Raw genomic sequence first — 17,382 nt, forward strand, 5'->3', positions numbered from 1 at the left:
GGAAGCGGACCTGGGAGACCGAGTCCTGCGTGGCGGTCCGGACCGCGAAGGTGCCGGCGTTGATGCCGGCGATGTTGGCGTAGGCGGTCGGGCTCTTGTCGAGATCGATCGCCCGGCCGTTCTTCAGGCCGATCTGGGTGTAGAAGCCCTCGACGCCGATATCGAGGTCCTTCACCGGCGACCAGATGATGCTCGCGCCGGCCACGAACTGGTAGGTGTCGCGCAGCGCCTGGCTCAGGTTGTAGAACCGGGTGCCGGGGACGCCGACGGCGTTGGAGCCGAACGGGTTGCTGCCGGCCAGACCGCTCACGAGGCTGTAGATCGCACCCTGGGCGAGACGGGCGCTGTTGGAGAAGCTCTGCTCGCCGTAGGAGCCGAAGAACGCCGAGCGCCATTCCGGCGACCAGTAGTGCAGGTACGAGGCGACCGCCGTGAAGCTGGTCGAGGTCTGTAGCTGACCCGTGAACGGATTGACCGTCGCGTCAGCGAAGTACTGGGCGAACTTCTGACCCTGGATCGTCGTGGTGCTCTGCGTGTACGAGCCGGTGTACGAGGAATAACCGGTATAGAGCTGCGCGCCCTCGCCGTAGGCACCCTGCAGGTACAGGGCGTCGCCCGGCGCGATGAACGGGGCGTTGATCTTCAGGCCGCCCTGCACCGCGAAGCCCTGGACGTTGCTGGTATGGGCAGGGGCGACGATGGCGCCCGTGCCGGTGCTGGCGGCGGTCGAGAGGTTGCCGACGTTCAGCTCGTGCGTGGCGGCGGAGAGCTGGGCCGAGCCCCAGGCCTGGTCGAGGCGCACAACGCCGACGAAATCGGGCAGACGCGAGCGCTCGATGCTGTCAATGTTGCCGTAGCGGTTCGGGCCGACGAAGATCGGGGTCGGCTGGTTGGTCACGCCGAAGTTCTGCGTGCTACCCGTGTTCAGCGTGGCGGCCACGTTGAACGGCGAGAAGATCGGGGTCCGGCGGAAGACCGGATCTTCGATCGAGATCGTCGCCGACAGGCCGTTGCCGACCGTCGCCGTGTAGGCGAGCAGGTTGGTGGAGAAGTTGTCCGAACCGGCGGTAGCACCGGCGAACTCGAAGTCGTGGGCGTAGAAGTCGAAGAACGACGACGCGCGACCGGCGGTCAAGCCTGCGAACTGGATGAACGCCTTGTCGACGTTGGCGAACTGCTGGTCGCGGCCGAAGCTGTCGGTGCCGATGCCCGGGTAGGCCTGGCCGATACGCTGCTGGGTGCCGGAGGTGCCGACGCCGGAATAGCCGGTCCGGGCGCCGGCATCCAAGCGCACGAAGGCGCGCAGGGTGCCGTAGGCGGTCTGAGTGCGGGCATCGAGGTTGATGCGCATCCGGCCCTGGTAGCCCGACGTGTCACCGGCAGCGCCGGCCTGGCGGGTGTAGCTGGTCTGGTAGCCACCCTCGAACCGGGCGCGGCCCGAGATACGCAGGCAGGTGTCGGTGCCTGGAATGTAGAAGAAGCCGGCACCGTAGGCGGTGCAGACGCGGACGTACTCGATCGGCACCGCCTTCTTGACCGGGAGGTCGGCGGCGTGCGCGGCGCCCACCGCCGCGAAGGCGGCAGCGGAACCGAGGAGGGAATTCTTCAGGAAATTCATCAGCAACCCCAAAACTTCGAGACCCGTAACTGCGGCCATGCCTGATTTTTCAGGTCACACCGCCCATTCTTGTTTGGGCCCGCGTCTTGGTGGCTGGCTCCAGCAGGCCCGCGTTTAGAAGAACCTTGCTGGTGCAGGACCATGCCGGAATTGCTACGCTCAGCAAAATGATTTCAACTCAGACACAATCGGTTCGAGGAAACTGTGCCGGTTCTGCCACACATTTGACAGTGGCTTTCGATCAACAGCGCTGCTGCGGTAGGCAGCTAGCCGGGTGGCCACATCATCACGGCTCGCCCGGCCCCACGCACCAGCGTTCGCTATTGTCACTTGATTAGAGCCGTTCTAATTCAAACGAGTATCGTCGGATGGAGCGAACCGCATGCTTGATCAGGATGGCTTATTCTGGCTCAGCGATGCGCAGTGGGCTGTCATTGCCCCCCATCTACCAGCCAATCCCGAAAGCCGCAGCGACGATCGACATGCGCTGTCCGGCATAATCCATGTCTCGTTCAGCGGATGTCGCTGGCCGGATTGTCCGAAAGTCTACGGCTCCCCCGGCGGCATCTATCAGCGCTTCAGCCACTGGCGTCACCGCCCGTTCTGGTCGTCCATGCTGAAGGCGCTGTCCAACGCTGGTTGGACAGACGAGGCTCGTGCCCTCGACCCCGTCGCGATGGCGCGAGCTCGACCACGGCGTCGTGGCCTCAGGATTGACCGCAATTGGCGTCCCCAAAGCCAAGCAGGCATTCGATCCAACACCGATTAGCTTCGCCTGCTCTGCGCTGGCTTGACGATCCGCCTCAGGTTCGAACCGTTAGGCTGTCGTCACCACTTGTAGCTGATCTTCGCCAGAACGCGTCGGGCGTCGCCATAAAAGCATGACGTAGCCGACTGGCAGGATGAGACAAAACGCTTATCGGCGATGTTCGTGGCATTCACTTGGAAGCGCCAGTTCTGGTAATCATAGTGTATTTGCGCGTCGAAAAGCACGTATTCTGACACCTTCAGAGTGTTGGGCACATCAGCGAACGAACGCCCCACGTAGCGCACGCCGCCGCCGAAGCCAAAGCCGCGCCAGTCGCCGGTCTGGATCGTGTAGTCAGCGAACAGCGAGGCGAGGTTTTCGGGGATATTGACGGGGGTCTTGCCGATCCGCGTTGGGTCAGCGTCCTTGACCGTGGTGAACCCGAAGTCCGTGAACGAGGCGATGAGGTTGAGGCCGTCGAACAGGTTGGCCACCAGCTGCGCCTCGAAGCCGGTGGAGCGCACCTCGCCGACCTGGGTGTTGAACAGCGTGTTCACCGGGTTGGGGGTGAGCACGTTGTTGCGGTGGATGTCGAAGCCCGCCAGCGTCAGGAAGTAGCCCTGGCCCGGGGGCTCGAACTTCACGCCGCCCTCGATTTGCTCGCCGGTATCGGGCTTGAAGGCCCGGTTGTTAATGTCGGTGCCGATCTCGGGCTGGAACGAGGTCGAGTACATCACGTAGGGCGCGAGACCGAAGTCGAAATTGTAGATTGCCGCCACTCGGTAGGTGAAGGCGCTGTCATTGCGGCCATTGGTATTGGACGGTGTCAAACGATCGTAGACCGTATTCTCAACGAAGTCCTGACGGCCACCGACGACCAGAGTCAGCTCCGGCGTGAGCTTAATCTGGTCCTGGAAGTAGAGGCCGACCTGCTGGAACGAGTCGGCGTTGACCAGGTACGGTGTCGCTGAGACCGTCTGCGGACCGTAGGTCGGCGCGAGGATGTTCAGGTTCGGGCCGGGGAAGCCGGAGGCTTGGTTGTCGTGGACCTGGAAGTTCCGGTACTCCACGCCCATCAGGAAGTCGTGCCGGAAGAAGCCGTCGGAGAACTTGGCCTCGGCCTGAGTATCGACGTCGAGCTGCGCGACCTTGGCGTGGTCCCGGAATAGGTAGCGGGCGAGCTGGGTCTGCTGGGCGTCGGCGTAGCCGAGCTGGCCAATATAGGAGTTCTGGAAGCTCTCGGTAATTCCGTAGCGGGCGTTCTGGCGCACCGCCCAGGTGTCGTCGAAGACGTGCTCAAACTCGTAGCCGATGAAAGCCTGATCGCGCTGGAAGGTGTTGAAGCCGGCGTCACCCACGTTGAGCGAGCGCGGGATGCGTAGACCCTCAGCCTGTGGTCGGACGGTTCCATAATAGGGCAGGAAGTTCGAGGTCACCGCCGTGTTATCGTGCTGGAAGCTCGACAGGATAGTGAGCTTGGTCGACCCGTCCGGCTTATAGGTGAAGGCCGGAGCGATGTAGTAGCTGTCGTCCGGGGCGCCCTGGACCTGCGTGCCGCCGTTGCGGGCGTAGCCGGTCAGGCGGGTGAACCAATGGCCCTCCTGGTCGGCCGGGCCGCCGACGTCGAAGGCGGCGTAGCGCTGATCGAAGGACCCACCGCCGACCTCGATGTAGCCGAATGGGTCCTCGGTTGGGCGCTTGCTGATCTGATTGATCAGGCCGCCGGGATTGCCGGCGCCAAACAGCACGGCCGAGGGACCGCGCAGCACCTCGACCCGCTCCAGCCCGAAGGTGTCAACTCGACTGTAGGCGAAGCCGTAGTTCAGGAGCTGCAGGCCGTTGAGGTAGAGGCCGTAATCGCTGACCACGAAGCCACGCAGCTGAAAGTAGTCGATGCGCGTGTCGGCGCCGAAGGTGCCCGCATAGGTGCCGGCGACGTACTGGGTCGCCTGCGTCAGGGTCTGGGCGTTCTGGGTGTCGATCTGCTGGCGGCCCACCACGGTGATCGATTGCGGGGTCTCGATCAGCGGCGTGTTGGTCTTGGTGGCGGTGGCCGAGCGTCGAGCCACGTAGCCGTCGATCGGACCGGTCGGACTCTCAACGGCGCGCGAGGCTGCAGTGGCCCGGGCAGCCGAGACCGGCCCTCCGCCGCCCTGGCTCTCGACGCTGAGCTCTTGAAGCTGCACGCTGCCCTCGGCCGGCGGGTTGGAGCCGCCGTGGCGCGGCTGCGTCGCCTGCTGGGCTTGCGCGACCTGCATCGCCATCAGTGACACACTAGCGAGGACGAAGACCCGCAAGACTCTGGGCCGGAGAGAAGAGATAATCATATTACGCAAGCCCCAAGCCTACTTTGGGCAGCCGTCCGCTATCGCCGCAGAAGGGTTGCAGCGTGGCCGCCGTGCTGTTTAGAACAATGATAAACTACTGTTTTTGCTAACTTTTCTGACCCACCGTTAAGGTGAAGGTTGCAGGTGAACAAGCCGCCCAAATCATAACGATGGGGGTTGTGGCGCCGCAGTAACAGCAGCTTGTCGCGGCGATGATGCCTGCAGAATGTCAGTCGTGGGTCGAGCGCCCATGCAGACGGCTGGGACAAGTCGACCGACTGCATCCTAGCCTCGCGCACCTCCCGACCGCTCCCCGGCGAATAATCCTGAAGAGGGTTCTCAAGTGGCCCTGAGGAAGCCCTGGTGTGTCCACGGTGTCATCGCTAGGGTGTGTTTCATCCGGTTGAACGTCGGTCACACCAGCCGCAACTCTCCTGGACCGAGCCGGATGCGCTTCACCAAGGCGCGCGACAGGCTTCCGACCATCTCGACCTTCGTTTGAGATGGGACGCTCAACGCCACAGCTGCCGCGTGGCCAAGGGCGAGCGTGCACTTGCTTCGCTTCCCGACCTCGAGCGCAACCACAGCCAAGACGGCCTGCTCACACGCGGCTAAGGCGGCAGCGAGCGCCGGAGGCAGATAGCCGGCAGCGGCCATACGGCGGCGGCGAGCGAGGCTATCGGGCGTAGAGTGCGAGAGCCTGTACGATGCTGCGTGCGGGCAGGCGGCGCCCCCCTCCCCTTGAGGGAAAGGGGCGACCATTGGAACGAGTTGCGCCGCTACGACCACGAAGGGCTGAGCCTTTGTAGGAACTGATCGAGCTGCGCCCCGCCGGGCGTTCAGCAAACCGTCCAGCGTCTGGGCTTGCTCGTCTGAGAGACCGCCGGCAGCATCGGCCTTCCAGACGGCCGCGGCGATTTCGCCCAACCGGTCGGTTGCGGCAGCCTCAACCGCCCCTCGGATGGACGATCTGCCCTGACCACCCGGCCGGTACGTGACCCGCCCTCGTGGCGGGTTTCGTATTTCTAGGTCATCAACTCGCCGCTTATGCAGCATGCCGCATAAGTGGCTTGGCAGTTCTCCTGGCAACCGGCCAAGACGGCTGCCGATGACCGCCCCTTGCCAAAGCCTGCACAATTGCACGGTCGATCCGCGACGAAAATCCCTCTGCGCCAGCTTGCTACTGCTCCTGCAAGGCGATCTCTTGGCTGAGGCCATTGCCCCGAAGCCCAAGAACCCGTTCACGCCTTGGCCCTAACGCCTTTTAGGCCGCATGCCCAAACGCACTCTAGCCCGCGAGCACAAGAAGGCCTGCGTGATTTTGCCCGCCACCCCAAAAGGGCATTTGGCCTTCAGGCCGCTCGGGTTAAGGGTCCGTTGGCTATTTGGGCCTCAGCTCGCTTGGGCGCTGGGGAGGCGCACAACAGGGAGCTAGGGCAATGGCAGTTATTTCCGTTTGCTCAACTAAAGGCGGCGTCGGGAAAACTACCCTCGTGATCTGCCTGGCGGACGCCTATGCGCGTCAGGGCGGCAGCGTGGCCATCATCGACGCGGATCCGAACGGACACGTTTCCTCCTGGCGCGAGCGGGCCGGCGAGGATTGCGGCGTGGACGTCATTGCAGAAGTAACCGAAAAGACCGTCCTCGACCGGATCTCTGACGCCGCCTCGCGCTACAGTCTCGTGTTCGTAGATCTCGAGGGTGCCGCCTCACAGGCGGTCACGTACGCCATCGCCGAAAGTGATCTCGTGCTGATCCCAAGCAAGGTGTCGGGCATGGATCTGCAGGAGGTCTTCCGCACCTACGAGGTCGTGCAGCGTGCGGAGAAGATGCTGCGCCGGCCGATCCCGGCCCGGGCAGTCTTCACTCAAATGTCGCCGTTGGGCAGCCGCGTCGCGCAGCACGCCCGCACGGAAATTCAGGCCGCTAGCATCCCGGTACTTCGGACCGAGATCATTCAGCGAGCGGCCTATCAGAGCATCCATTTCACGGGCGCCACACCGGCCCATCCAGACGGCGACCCCAAAGCCTTGCAAGAAGTCGTCGGCACGCTCGGCGAGCTCCTTGAGGTCTTGGCGGTTCAACAGGAAGCGGCTTGAGCACGATGATGAAGCCCACCTTTCAGCCTGCCCCTCGCCCTCGGCCTCGCATCTCGCCCGAGGACGCGCAGCAGCTTGCCGCGGCAAACGGCGACTTGGGCTTCACGCGGCCCTCGTCCGCACCTGAGGCGCGGGCCGCGGAGCCAATGCCGCCCGCCGACCCAGCCGAGCCGATAGCTTCATCTACCCCGACAGCCCAAGAGCCCAAATCCTCACTTGCCCCTATGAAGGGGACCGCCCTTAAATTCGAAGTGCCAGATACGGTGTGGACAGCACTGCGGCAGGAGGCGCTAAACCGCAGGGTCACAGTAAAATACTTGGTCCTCGAGGCCTTGGCCGCGAAGGGCTACAACGTTGATCTGGCGGCTGTACCTGAAGACGGGAGACGTCTGCGATGATCCAAATGGCCATCGTTGCAGTTCTTGCGGCAGCTCTCAGCGCCGCTACAGCCGGTGCAGGCAGCGCCCCGGGTTCTGGATAATCGCCGTAGCTTTCCTGGACTTTGTGGGCTTACCGGTAGAAGGCCGTGCATCGGCTCCGGCGATCGCTCTTAGCCTCCGAGCCGAAAGCGCCGGGCGATGAGCTCTCGGCCGAGGAGCGGGTCGATAATTCGTCGCTTTCCGACCGTGCGGCGGCACGGATGTGCGAGCTGCAGGCGCAGCGCGCACATCCGCGGTGCGGCCAGTGGCGCGAGATTAATCCTGCAGCTCGAGGGCTAGCGACAGGCCATACCCAGCGGGTGGGAGCTCTTCCGGTGCGAGAAGAGGACTTGCCAGACGGTCGAGCCCCCCGTCATGCTCGGATCTGCCGGATCGGCGCTCGAAACCTACGGTTTTCCGCGACCATTGCGACCAATCGCGACCAATTTTCAAAATGGTCGCAGCGCTAAAAATCGAGCTTCACCAATCGCTTAAGCGATCCCGCGACCATTGCGACCAATTTTGCGCCCGCCTGCGCATAGGAACGTTTTTGCGAAAACGCCCCGTTTTCTCTCTCATTATCACACGAACCTAGAAAATTGGTCGCAATGGTCGCATGAGCTATATAAATATCTAAAAGGAAAAGGGAATTTGGATCGCGACCAATTTTCAGAATGGTCGCAATTGGTCGCAATGGTCGCAACCTCCGGGGTCAGACCGTGAAAAAAATCGTGAGACGATCGACGTCGAAGCTTGATTGCTCGCGCCTACCGGGAAAAGGCCGTGCATCGGCTCGGGAGCGCCTACTCGATCGCCCTCGGGCTCACCGGGCCGAAGGCACCCGGCGGTGGATTCTCGGCCGAGGAGCTGGTTGACATCTCGTCGTTTTCGGCCCGTGCGGCGGCGTGGACGAGTGAGCTGCAGGCGCGGCTCGCCACGGCGTCCAAGGCACGCCTCAATCTCCTTGATGCCGAGCTCGGTCCGGTTGCTTTCCATATCGAGCTCGACGTCAGGACGGACATCCTCGGTCGAGGTGCGGAGAAGGCCGCGCCGAGCACTGGGTCGACGTCCACGCGGAGAATAGCGCTCCATCCGCCAAAATCGAGCGTAGAGGCGAGTGGGCCGATCTGCGCAACTTCTTCTCCCTGCCCGCACGTGGTATGGCGCCTGACGGCCCTCCTAATGGCATCGATGATGGGGCTGGATGACCAGCCCGGCTGGCCGGCCTTATCGACATCCAGCACATGCACGCGGTGATCGTCACCACGACACTGCGGATCCGCGTTACGTGCCGGTAAGCTACCCGACTTTGCCCATTGCTCATGTGAGACAGGCCAAGGCGGCCTGCTGCGGCACAGCGTCAGCGCTGCTCAAGACGCCTAATGGGTTCAAAGGCTCGAGCATCGCGAAAGCGGTATGAAAGGCGGCTCGGCCATGAACTTCACGGTGTCGGCCGACTCAACGGTCGGGGCCACCGTTATCCGGCGGCTTAAGTCGACCCTGCTCCGTGGCTGCAACGCACCGCCGGCACCAACTCGGCCGGGCAAGACACACTTCAGCGCAGGTCATGCACCTGCGGCGGCCCCAACCTGCATCTTGGCCGTATGAGGCGGGTCCCTCCCCAGCCGATCTACTTCGCGGGGCGCAACCACCCGAGTTTTTTCCAGTAAATCAGTTTGAATTTCAGGGCTAACGCCCCCTAACACTCATAAAAAGCACCTAACGACTCTGCTTTCATCCCACATCCTCGATCATGATGTAGTAGGCGGATGGACAGGACGGTATTGTGGAAGGCGTTGCGACAGACCGTCGGACTAGGCCCGCGCGAACAGATCTAGCTGCCTCGCCTCAATGCGAGCTCGCGACCGGGACTTCGGAGCGGGGTGCTTCTGCCTCGACGTAGGGCAGACGGGCAGACCAATGCCTGGCTTGCCATGGAGCACGGCACCGACGATCCAGCAGCCGTCACCGCGATGAAATACGTTGGCGGTGTGAGGTCCGGCCCGCACGATCTCCTGCACGAGCACCTCGTCGACGTCCATGCTGAACACCGCCGTAAGCAGACACGAGAGCCCCAGCGCCTCTACATCGAAGGATTGAAACTCCGCAGCGCGCTGCCGCCAGACCTGGCGCACGGCACCGACGCTGGTGTGGGGGAACGGGTTAGGAGCCGGTTGCGTCGCGGTATCCGCGATGAAGGCCGCGATCGCGTGCCGGTCGGCTATGTCGATGGCCGTGAGCAGAGAAGCGGCGAGCGGGCGTCGGCTAATCGGCATCTGACCCCGGATCATGTGGCATCGCCCTTATAGGCCGCTTCGCCACTCTTCGCTAAGCTCGGAGGCATCGGACTTAGGGAGAGCGCTCAGGCCACAGCCGGTACCTGCTTGCCCTACTGCAGGCATGAGCATCACCGATGCTCGGCTCCGCGCATCGCCGCCTCCACCCGCCGGATCGTCGCTCGGCTGACCCTGAGTTCTCGTGCTACCGCCGAGGCTCCCTGGCCCTCACGCAGAAGCTGCTCTGCCAGCCGTCGTTGCTCCGGGGTGAGGCTCGCTGGTCTCCCGATCGCTTTGCCCTCAGAGCGTGCCCGTGCCAGACCAGCCTGGGTGCGCTCGATCAGAAGGTCACGCTCGAATTCGGCGACTGCGTTGATCACCCCCATCGTCAGCTTGCCGGTCGAGCTGGTGAGGTCGACGCCACCGAGCGCCAAGCAATGCACGCGTACGCCGATGTCAGCCAATCGCGCGACCGTGCCGCCGACATCCATCGCGTTGCGGCCCAACCGGTCGAGCTTGGTCACCACGAGGACATCACCATCCTCGAGCCGATCGAGCAGGCGGACAAAGCCGCGGCGCTGAGAGGTCGTGACGCTGCCCGACACGGTCTCCGTGATCACGCGCTGTGGCTCTACTTGGAAGCCTGCGGCTGCGATCTCCTGGCGTTGATTGTCGGTGGTTTGCCCGAGGGTGGACACGCGCAGGTAGGCGAAGGTGCGAGGCATAGCCAAAATCTGGTCGAAAGTGGTGGCCGAAACTAAATGCTGGCTGAAACCACCGCAAGCCTATGTTTCGGCCAGATCTCGCGCCGCTGGCCGAAACCGTTCGGTTTCGGCCATCCTGCCGGGGGGAGAAAATCCCGCGGCAGGCCGATGAGCTTCCAACACTTACGAAATGCCATATCGCGGTTTTGTGGCAGCTATCGCGGAGCTGCCATCTTTCTGAGTAGCGGCACCTACTGAAGTATGGCTAAATATCCCTCAATCGCCATAGGATGACATCAGGCTGATCGGATCATATTGCCATGAACGCGACTCTATCTAAGATCGACGCGGGTGGTCGACTGATCATCCCAGCCCAGGCGCGAAAAGCCCTCCATCTTGAGTATGGTGGGCCCGTCGTGCTGACACTGGTGGACGGTGAGCTTCGGGTGCGCTCGGTGGCGTCCGCCATGGCCGAGCTTCAAGCCCAAGCTTTCCCCTTCCTGTCCGGCGATAGCGCCTCGGTGAGCGCCTTCCTCGCGGCGCGGCGCGCAGAGGCTGCTAGGGAGGAGGGCATGCCAGTAGACACAGATCAGACTGCCCCATCCTCGAGGGAGCTGGATCGTGGCGCGTAGCGTTCTGGATGCCTCGGCGCTGCTCGCCTACCTGCGCCAGGAGCCCGGATGGGACCAAGTGCTTCAAGCCTTCACCGGCTCCACCACGATGACGACCGTGAACTTCGGCGAGGTGGCTGGGTGGTTGGTCCGCAACGGCGCCGACGAGGCGGCCGTACGGGGTCTACGGACCGGCCTTGTGTTCCCCCTCACGCCGGTCGACGATGATCTTGCCATTCGCGCAGCCCTGTTCGAGCCGCTGACCCGCTCTAAGGGGCTTGGGATCGGAGACCGGCTCTGTCTCGCCTTGGCCGCCCGCTTGGACGCTGTCGCAGTCACCGCCGATGCCGCATGGCAGGAGATCGCTGAGGCTTCCGGCGTCGAGGTGCAGCTCATCCGTTAAGGTTTGCCAACCAAACACGACGTTTGGCCGACAGTAGATTTACCGACGCGTGTTACCGACAGCGGCGGAGCTGTCTGGTTGATTTTCACCCCAACCCGCCGGGCTGTCGGGAAAACGGTCGTTTTTCGCACACAACCGATCGCGCTACCTGCCGTTGCATTCCAATAGGGCTCGCTGACTGGAACTATCCCGCTGGAACGTGGTCGTTCCAATAGGGCAAGCTGAATGGAACGGCCGTGCTGGACCTTGGCGGTCTGAATGGACGTTGTGCCGGTGTGAAATCCCGTCTTGTGCCGATCCACAGCCCTGACGACACGGCAATAAAAAAGGCCAGCCCGAAGGCTGGCCCTGCGTTCCCCTGAGGGGATGCGACGGGAGTGGTTTACTCGGCGGCAGTCATCTCTGCGGTGAAGTGACCACACCAGTCCTCTGACGACACGACCGGCCACAGTCCCTTCGACTCCGGCGCCGGCTGGCTCACAGGCGGGTTGAACCGGCACAGACCGGCATCGCCCTGCGCAGCAGCGCCATTGCCCTTGTGCTCGTCAAAGAACTTGCAGCTGTCGCAGTGCGCGCTGGTCATATCGGTGCTCCTATCTGACAGTCGATCCGCTCTGCTACGAATTAGAACAGATCCAATCTGAGGGGTCAACGACCGCGGCATCGGCGAGTTCCGGCCTTGCTGATGGCTGCCTGTGGATGACAACCAGATCGGAATAGCTATGGAGGCTGTCTCACTCGTCGGCGCGCCCGAAGCGTTCGCGACACTGCACAGCGTGCGGAAGGGTGCCGCGTTCTCGGTCAGCACCGCTCGACACAGCGCAAGTGCGCCGTGGTGGTCGAGAACGAGGCCGCACTGACCACCGCCATCGTCGCGCTGGCTCTCCAGTACGGGCGCTACGGCTACCGTCGGATCACCGCGCTGCTCAGGCGCGATGGCTGGACGGTCAACGTGAAGCGGGTCGAACGGATCTGGCGGCGGGAGGGGCTCAAGGTTCCAGCGCGACAGCCGAAGTGGGCCCGCCTCTGGCTCAACGACGGCTCGTGCGTGCGACTGCGGCCAGAGCGACCCGACCATGTCTGGTCGTACGACTTCGTCGAGCACCGGACGCATAACGATCGCAAGTACCGGATGCTGAATGTCCTCGATGAGTTCACCCGTGAGTGCCTGGCGATCTGCGTATCACGTAAGCTGAAGGCGCACGATGTGATCGATGTCCTCTCGGATCTCTTCAGCCTGCGCGGCGTGCCTGGCCATATCCGCTCGGACAATGGGCCTGAGTTCATCGCTCGATCTGTCCGAGATTGGATCGCAGCGGTCGGCTCAGAGACCGCCTACATCGAGCCTGGCAGTCCGTGGGAGAACGGGTACTGCGAGAGCTTCAACGCGAAGCTGCGGGATGAACTCCTCAGCGGCGAGGTGTTCTACACCCTCAAGGAAGCCAGCGTCGTAATCGAGCAGTGGCGGACGCACTACAACAGCATCCGGCCGCACTCGTCACTCGGCTACTGCCCGCCTGCGCCGGAGGTCGTCATTTGGCTAACCGAACCGAGCGGCTCTGTGCCGTCCGCTCACCCGGCCATCGTCACACGACCGACGATGCACTAACTTCGAACCCGGGCCACCAGATGGGGGCAGGCCACTCAGAGGCTCGAAGCTGCGAGAATGAGGCTGTATTCCGACCGGACGCCTTGAGACTTTCTGCAATTTCCCCTCGGATCTCCTTGGGATATTGCTTTAGCTGTCGACAAAGAAGCCATTCGACAATCAGACCTTGAGCCATGTTGTCAGCGGCCAAGTTGCGGAAAGCCTCAACTAGGTCCTGAAATTCATCGTTCTCTTGCTGTTTGGGCAAAGGCAACCTCCTCGCCGACTCAGTACGGGAGGCTGAGATTACCCATAGTGAGCTCGTCCGTCGTCAGGTCGCGAAGATGGCGCCGATCACGCCAGCTGTGAGCACGATGGTAAAGAACATGGGCGCCGCCCGCTCGGACCACGGCCGCGCTCGGGACAGGATGAAGCTGTAGACCAGACCGTAGGTGATGAGCACGCCTATGCCTTCACCCACCATTGCGTCGCCGAAGAGGTCGTAGCTTCCTGCAATAGGATGATCCCGGCGTAGGTAGATGAGGAGGCCGCCTATCGCGGCGTAGGCCGCGGCTCCAAAGCCAGCCCACCACGGGGCCGTGCCGGTTTTCATCTGGGTCTGATGTCCACGCCACATCAGCGCTAATAGGAACGCGTTGAGGATCGTGGCCGCGGCGATCGGCCGATAGAGGCTGGCGTTGGTCACGGGGCGCTCGGGGGTGCCCGGCAAAGATGGCGAGCGTCGGGTCTGGTGTCGAGGTGTCAGGCTGTTCGCGCCGAACGCACCTGCACCCGCTCAGCCCTCCCGCCACGCATCCCGCTCGGTTCGCATGGCCTCGACGAGGGCGTGCATGTTGCCGGCGTCGATCGCGGTCTCCATCGGCAGGAAAGAATTGATTTAGAGGTGGCATGCCACCATCCCACCACAGTGGCCATGACCGCAAGGTTTCTAATTCCTCCGATGCAGCGATGGGCGCGCCCGTTCCGATCGGCCCGAACCTGGATCGCCCTCGGTGTTCTGGCTCCGGCCGGCATGGTCGCGCTCTCCGGGCTGATGCTGTTCGATCTGCGGCAGGACGCCTGGGACAAGGCCGAGCAGACGTCCAAGAACCTTCTGCAGGTCCTGGAACGCGACATCGCCCGCAACATCGAACTGTACGATCTCTCGTTGCGCGCTGTCGTCGATAATCTCCGGGCCCCCGGCATCGACAAAATCAGCCCAGAACTACGTCAGCTCGTTCTATTCGACCGTGCCGCTACGGCCCGCGACATGGGCGTAATGATTGTCACTGATGAGAACGGCGACAGCATCATCGACGCGAGTGCAGTACCAGCACGCAAGGTCAACTACGCTGATCGCGCTTACTTCCGGGCACAGAAGGCACAGAACAATCTCGGTCTGTACATCAGTCAGCCATTGTTCTCGCGTCTGCTTGGTAGCCGCATGATCGTGCTGAGCCGCCGCATCAACAAGCCCGATGGTTCATTCGGCGGTGTGGTGCTGGGGACCCTCAACCTGTCCTACTTCACGCGTCTCTTCGACCAAATTGGTCTCGGCCCAGACAGCGCGATCAACCTGTACCTGCGTGATGGCACGCGCATCATGCGGTACCCCTATGCCGAGGCCGATATCGGCGTGAATATCGCCAGCGCCGCGACCTTCAGGGGCTTCCTGCGTGAGCGCAACGGCAGCTTCGTCGAGACGTCGGTCCGTGACGGCATCGAGCGCCATTACACTTTCACCCAGGTGGGCGATCTACCGCTTATCCTCAACGTGGCCCTCTCGGCACGGGAGATTGGCGCCGAATGGCGCTCGAATGCCCTCGTCATCGGTAGCATCGTCGTGGTGCTGTGCGGCGTGACGATCGCTCTGTCGCTGCTGTTTTGGCGCGAACTGCGCCGACGCGAAGCTATGCAGGCTGAACTCGAAAGGCTGTCGCTGACCGATGCTCTCACCGGTCTGCCGAACCGTCGAGCCTTTGAGGATACCGGGTCACGTGCCTGGGAGGCTGCGCGGCTCAGCCGCAAGCCGCTGTCTTTGCTCATCGTCGACGCTGACCACTTCAAGCGCTTCAACGACCGCTATGGCCATCAGGTCGGGGATGAGGTGCTTCGAGGGTTGGCACTTTGCCTATCTGCGAGTGTCCATCGCCCGCACGACCTCGTCAGCCGGATCGGCGGCGAGGAATTCGCTATCCTCATGCCGGATACGGATCAGTCGGGCGCGCTCCGCATCGCCGAGAAGGTTCACGCCGAGGTGTCCACCCTAGCAATCGGATCTGCCGGCATCGGAGCGGGTGCCCTCACGGTGAGCATCGGTGTCGCGGCCGTCATGCCAAACGGTGGGCAGACCACGGGGCTGACGGACCTCTACCGCCTTGCGGATGGCGCGCTCTATGAAGCCAAATCGGGAGGTCGCAACCAGACCCGCTGTGCGAAGCAGCAGGATACCCCGACCATTCAGCACAAGCTGCAGCTTGTAGGGGGCCCGTAGCCGGGCAAACCGTTGGGACGCTCTTGCTCATGCGGCGACGGCGTCACAGCGGAAGCGTTGCGAGGGATCCGCAAGTGCCTGTTCCAGTTCCTGCCGAAATCCCTCGGCTCCGTCCCGCCAGCTAGCCGGATCGGCTTCGTACAGCGCCATGACCTCGTGGAAGCGCTTGTGCGCGCGCCCGAAGTTAGTGTCGTGCAAGCCGTGTTTGTCGAAGAACACGCCGATGCCACATGCATGCGGGTCTTTGGACGCCTCTTCCCACGCGACTGGAAGAGGCTGGCCCATCAGCGTGCGGCACGCTTCCACCACCCGCAGGTGACCGGCATAGGCACCCAGCAGCGATTTCGGCGTCTGCTCCACTGCCCTAGTCGCCCTGGGACGACCCGCCACCCATGAGGCTATGGCTTCCCTCGGCATCGGCCGCGCGATCCCGTACCCCTGACCAAGATCGACCCCAAGTACGCGCAGGGCATCACGGATCTCGACCGTCTCCACGCCCTCGACGACGAGCCGCTTGCCGATGCTGTGAGCTAGGTTCTGAAGGCTGAGCACGAAGTGCAGGTCTCGGGGCTTCTGTCGGAGCCCGCGCGCAAACGACTGGTCGAGCTTCATGATGTCGACGGGCAGGTCGCGCAGATTGATCAGGGACGAGTAGGCGCTGCCGATATCGTCGAGTGCGATGCGGATGCCCAGCGCACGTATGGCCTGCAGGCGTTCTGACATTCGAGCAAAATCCGGGGTCGCGTGGCCTTCCAGAAGCTCCAGCACCACTGCGCCGTCCGGATTGAAGGTGTGACGATCAAGTACGTCGCGCAGAAGATCGACGAACCCGTCCGTGAGAACTAGCGGCACCTCGACATTGACGCTGACGTAGGGGCCTGGGCCATCACCTGCCAGGCTCTGTCGCATCGAGACCGCTTGCCCGAGCATCGTGCGAAATAGTTCGATGAGGTCGTCCTGCGGCAGGCCGGACAGAAAATCCGCCGGCGGTAAGAGCCGGTCGCCACGCATGAGGCGAGCGAGCGCTTCGTAGCCGACGATCTCGCCTGTGCGCAGATCCTCGATCGGCTGAAAGGCAGCCTGAACGTTAGCATTCAACTGGTTTGGCTCGAGGGCACTCCGGTTACGTGGCTTGTAGACCCGACGTGGGCGCTTGATCATCAACTTTCCTGGTTGAAGGCGAGCTAACCGGGGTTGAGTACGACCCAGGATTGCAGCCTGATCCAAGTTAGATTTATCAGCCGTTAACGGCTGCGACAAAGCGGCACATATTTACTAGGTCTGCTTGACCTGCCGAACGCTGACAGATCGTGTCCGCATAGCTCGGCCAGCTCTCTCCTGGCCACGGTCGCTAGACCTAAAATGGTCAATGGCCGGGCGAAGGGCTGCTGCGAGGGCTGCGGACGGCCGCATGGGCGGGGATGGTCTACCACCTAGGCGACGGCCGTTGGTGGGACGCTGAGGCTGGGCGGTGGCGCGACGAGTGGAGTAGGCGGATCCGGATCGCTGCGGAAGCTGACATCCTTGGACGAGCTCGCCGGACTTGGGTGGTGTTGGCTGCAGCCCATCGGGACCACGACACCGCGAACAACGCCGACGCCAACCTCGCGGCCTTCTGCCAGCGCTGCCACATGATCCACGACCGTCCGGAACATCAGAGGCGACGCTGGCGCACGCTGTTCCGGCGGAAAGCGCTCGGTGACCTGTTCGGGGGGCCCTATGCTTGAGACGACAGCGACGTGATCGTGTGCATCATCGGCACCAAGAGGCGGCACCACACCACCGGATAGGACCTTTATCGATGGCGCCTGTTGTCGTGGGATCAGCGGACGGCAGGTGCGCGATCGCTCGTTCAGTAGGCCTGTTAGCCTCCATCAGCATCACGGCCGAGAAGCAGCAGAGCGCCAGGGCGGCAATCCAGAGAACGCCTCTCAGGGTTCGGGTCGTTCGCTTGGACATATCGACGACGGCGACGGTCGTCGGTTAGCGAACCCTTGCACGCTCACGATGCGTCCGGCGAGCGCTCGGGACCGGACCTGCGCTTCGGCGCTTGTCGAGGGCCGTGGGCCGGCACCTGCGGTCTTCAGTCCCGCCG

Annotated in this window: 13 protein-coding genes and 2 pseudogenes; 9 read left to right on the top strand and 6 right to left on the bottom strand. The window is 63.0% G+C overall.

What is annotated here, in order from left to right; all coding sequences use genetic code 11:
* Window positions 1-1,618 (bottom strand): porin (locus AC3IF3_RS29090; protein WP_489231543.1); only part of this gene is annotated, 1,618 nt, incomplete at its 3' end.
* Window positions 1,619-2,000: 382 nt separating this feature from the next.
* On the opposite strand from AC3IF3_RS29090, the gene AC3IF3_RS29095 reads away from it, so the two are divergent.
* Window positions 2,001-2,387 carry a transposase gene (locus AC3IF3_RS29095; protein ID WP_489231485.1) on the top strand — a complete coding sequence of 129 codons (387 nt, stop codon included), beginning with the start codon at window positions 2,001-2,003 and terminating at the stop codon, window positions 2,385-2,387.
* A gap of 59 nt (window positions 2,388-2,446) precedes the next feature.
* On the opposite strand, the gene AC3IF3_RS29100 is transcribed toward AC3IF3_RS29095, so the two are convergent.
* Window positions 2,447-4,630, bottom strand: coding sequence for a TonB-dependent siderophore receptor (locus AC3IF3_RS29100; RefSeq protein WP_489231486.1), 2,184 nt, complete (start codon window positions 4,628-4,630; stop codon window positions 2,447-2,449).
* A 1,502-nt stretch (window positions 4,631-6,132) separates the two neighbouring features.
* Here AC3IF3_RS29100 and AC3IF3_RS29105 point away from each other — a divergent pair.
* The 3 genes from AC3IF3_RS29105 (at window position 6,133) to AC3IF3_RS29115 (ending at window position 9,520) form a co-directional block, all read left to right on the top strand.
* Entirely contained in the window at window positions 6,133-6,792 is a 660-nt protein-coding gene (locus AC3IF3_RS29105) for a nucleotide-binding protein (RefSeq protein ID WP_489231487.1), read from the top strand.
* Between the two features lie 1,172 nt (window positions 6,793-7,964).
* A complete protein-coding gene (locus AC3IF3_RS29110; protein WP_489231488.1) occupies window positions 7,965-8,468 on the top strand; it encodes a hypothetical protein in 504 nt (167 codons plus the stop codon).
* A 677-nt stretch (window positions 8,469-9,145) separates the two neighbouring features.
* Window positions 9,146-9,520 (top strand): hypothetical protein, encoded by a 375-nt coding sequence (locus AC3IF3_RS29115; protein ID WP_489231489.1) that lies wholly within the window; start codon window positions 9,146-9,148, stop codon window positions 9,518-9,520.
* A 98-nt stretch (window positions 9,521-9,618) separates the two neighbouring features.
* Here AC3IF3_RS29115 and AC3IF3_RS29120 read toward each other — a convergent pair whose 3' ends face one another.
* A complete protein-coding gene (locus AC3IF3_RS29120) occupies window positions 9,619-10,212 on the bottom strand; it encodes a recombinase family protein (RefSeq protein ID WP_489231490.1) in 594 nt (197 codons plus the stop codon).
* A gap of 299 nt (window positions 10,213-10,511) precedes the next feature.
* Here AC3IF3_RS29120 and AC3IF3_RS29125 point away from each other — a divergent pair, with 299 nt between their 5' ends.
* Complete coding sequence (locus AC3IF3_RS29125; protein ID WP_489231491.1) at window positions 10,512-10,823, top strand: AbrB/MazE/SpoVT family DNA-binding domain-containing protein; 312 nt, start codon at window positions 10,512-10,514, stop codon at window positions 10,821-10,823.
* A complete protein-coding gene (locus AC3IF3_RS29130) occupies window positions 10,813-11,205 on the top strand; it encodes a PIN domain-containing protein (RefSeq protein WP_489231492.1) in 393 nt (130 codons plus the stop codon). The genes AC3IF3_RS29125 and AC3IF3_RS29130 overlap by 11 nt, the downstream gene beginning before the upstream one ends.
* A gap of 382 nt (window positions 11,206-11,587) precedes the next feature.
* Here AC3IF3_RS29130 and AC3IF3_RS29135 read toward each other — a convergent pair whose 3' ends face one another.
* A complete protein-coding gene (locus tag AC3IF3_RS29135; RefSeq protein WP_092046589.1) occupies window positions 11,588-11,788 on the bottom strand; it encodes a hypothetical protein in 201 nt (66 codons plus the stop codon).
* A 159-nt stretch (window positions 11,789-11,947) separates the two neighbouring features.
* On the opposite strand from AC3IF3_RS29135, the pseudogene AC3IF3_RS29140 reads away from it, so the two are divergent.
* A pseudogene (locus AC3IF3_RS29140) lies at window positions 11,948-12,814 on the top strand (IS3 family transposase); the annotation flags it as partial.
* 310 nt (window positions 12,815-13,124) lie between these two features.
* Here the strand turns inward: AC3IF3_RS29140 and AC3IF3_RS29145 are convergent.
* Window positions 13,125-13,499 carry a hypothetical protein gene (locus tag AC3IF3_RS29145; RefSeq protein WP_489231493.1) on the bottom strand — a complete coding sequence of 125 codons (375 nt, stop codon included), beginning with the start codon at window positions 13,497-13,499 and terminating at the stop codon, window positions 13,125-13,127.
* A 228-nt stretch (window positions 13,500-13,727) separates the two neighbouring features.
* Between AC3IF3_RS29145 and AC3IF3_RS29150 the strand changes: the two genes are divergently transcribed.
* Complete coding sequence (locus AC3IF3_RS29150) at window positions 13,728-15,287, top strand: sensor domain-containing diguanylate cyclase (RefSeq protein WP_489231544.1); 1,560 nt, start codon at window positions 13,728-13,730, stop codon at window positions 15,285-15,287.
* Between the two features lie 27 nt (window positions 15,288-15,314).
* Here AC3IF3_RS29150 and AC3IF3_RS29155 read toward each other — a convergent pair whose 3' ends face one another.
* Window positions 15,315-16,448 carry an EAL domain-containing protein gene (locus tag AC3IF3_RS29155; RefSeq protein WP_489231494.1) on the bottom strand — a complete coding sequence of 378 codons (1,134 nt, stop codon included), beginning with the start codon at window positions 16,446-16,448 and terminating at the stop codon, window positions 15,315-15,317.
* A 210-nt stretch (window positions 16,449-16,658) separates the two neighbouring features.
* On the opposite strand from AC3IF3_RS29155, the pseudogene AC3IF3_RS29160 reads away from it, so the two are divergent.
* A pseudogene (locus tag AC3IF3_RS29160) lies at window positions 16,659-17,014 on the top strand (hypothetical protein); the annotation flags it as partial.
* Window positions 17,015-17,382: the final 368 nt, after the last annotated feature.

The organism is Methylobacterium sp. J-118, assembly GCF_057836565.1.

Coding starts and splice junctions, on each gene's coding strand:
- AC3IF3_RS29135 (WP_092046589.1), bottom strand. CDS start 11,788: ATGACCAGCGCGCACTGCGACAGCTGCAAGTTCTTTGACGAGCACAAG.
- AC3IF3_RS29100 (WP_489231486.1), bottom strand. CDS start 4,630: ATGGCGATGCAGGTCGCGCAAGCCCAGCAGGCGACGCAGCCGCGCCAC.
- AC3IF3_RS29120 (WP_489231490.1), bottom strand. CDS start 10,212: ATGCCTCGCACCTTCGCCTACCTGCGCGTGTCCACCCTCGGGCAAACC.
- AC3IF3_RS29155 (WP_489231494.1), bottom strand. CDS start 16,448: ATGATCAAGCGCCCACGTCGGGTCTACAAGCCACGTAACCGGAGTGCC.
- AC3IF3_RS29150 (WP_489231544.1), top strand. CDS start 13,728: ATGACCGCAAGGTTTCTAATTCCTCCGATGCAGCGATGGGCGCGCCCG.
- AC3IF3_RS29125 (WP_489231491.1), top strand. CDS start 10,512: ATGAACGCGACTCTATCTAAGATCGACGCGGGTGGTCGACTGATCATC.
- AC3IF3_RS29105 (WP_489231487.1), top strand. CDS start 6,133: ATGGCAGTTATTTCCGTTTGCTCAACTAAAGGCGGCGTCGGGAAAACT.
- AC3IF3_RS29115 (WP_489231489.1), top strand. CDS start 9,146: ATGGAGCACGGCACCGACGATCCAGCAGCCGTCACCGCGATGAAATAC.
- AC3IF3_RS29095 (WP_489231485.1), top strand. CDS start 2,001: ATGCTTGATCAGGATGGCTTATTCTGGCTCAGCGATGCGCAGTGGGCT.